This window comes from Pseudoxanthomonas composti (assembly GCF_004122095.1).
In the GTDB taxonomy this organism is placed as follows: domain Bacteria; phylum Pseudomonadota; class Gammaproteobacteria; order Xanthomonadales; family Xanthomonadaceae; genus Pseudoxanthomonas_A; species Pseudoxanthomonas_A composti.
Window position 1 is genome coordinate 1 of sequence record NZ_SAWZ01000024.1, and the last position, 1,190, is coordinate 1,190.

The 1,190-nt window shown below is 54.5% G+C and carries 1 protein-coding gene; it reads right to left on the minus strand.

Annotation, left to right across the window (positions count from 1 at the left end):
* Window positions 1-210 precede the first annotated feature (210 nt).
* Window positions 211-522 carry a beta-barrel domain-containing protein gene (locus EPA99_RS18620; RefSeq protein WP_129472756.1) on the minus strand — a complete coding sequence of 104 codons (312 nt, stop codon included), beginning with the start codon at window positions 520-522 and terminating at the stop codon, window positions 211-213.
* Window positions 523-1,190 lie beyond the last annotated feature (668 nt).

The window sequence follows — 1,190 nt, forward strand, 5'->3', positions numbered from 1 at the left end:
CGCAAGCGGCACGGAAAACAAAATAGAAATAAAAACTAGGAGCACTCGATTTGCGATGCCTACCATATTCGGACCTTCCCTTGAGCTATCCCCGCGCCGAGCATCCGCGCTACAGATGCAATATGAAAAAAAACGGATTAACTATATAAAATAATTCTACGCTGAATAAACATCCCTGAGATGCAATAGGATCAAATCTCCGCGATTTTCCTAGCGCTCCCTCATCGCCTCGGCAGCGCCTCTTCTGAACGGACTTAGCAAATAGTCAACAATCCGACGCTCACCCGTCATCACCTCTGCCGTCAGGCTCATGCCGGCGGTCAACTTGACATCGACGCCATCGATGTTGAGATTCGAGCGATCCAGGCGAATACGTGCGGGAAATACCAGTCCTAGGTTTTCGTCCTGCGCGGCGTCGCGCGAGATGCTGACAACCTTTCCGGTGATGTAGCCGTAGCGGGTGTAGGGGAAGCTGTCGACCTTGACGGTGACATCCTGGCCGGCCCTGATAGGGCCGACCAAGGCACAACCTGCTCCATCTCCGCCAGGAACATCTCGCGTCGGGTCCGCTTGCGCTTGCCTTCATGCTCCAGCGGAGAACCAGGTCTTAGGATCATCCCTAATCCATTCGAGCTCTTGCCATCCACCCACAAGCTCGATCTTGTTCGCGAAAGGGCGGTTGTAGACGTGATCAGCAAGTAGTGCGTAGTCAGTTTCGTTTACCATTCCCTTTTCCCTGGAGAGATGCGGTTTTTTTAATCAGCAACCTGTGCCGGCGGACTGCACGATCGTTTTATAAACATCTGCAGATGTTAGCTTCCGCCGCAATTTCTCCTGCCAAGGCACCAAGTGACCCTCATCCGTTTGGCGCGGACCTGTAAGCAGGTTGCTTTTCTGACCAAAGTAATTCTTATCCAGCGGCATCAGTACCCAATCCCCCCCCTTCCGTGACTCATACTGAAGATAGGGCGCCGATGGCCTCCCCAATTCATACCACTGCGGACAGGTCAGCACAGTGACTAACAACGTCCAACGCCGCTGTTGGGCGTCATAATCCAGAAGAACCGGTATGTAACTCCCACTCCATGCCGGGGGCGCCGCCTCCCCTTGCATCGCCGGGACCCGCAATAACGTGTCGCTGGACAACCACTCCGTCGGCCCACCCCAAGCACCTCCCCTCTTGCCTGTCA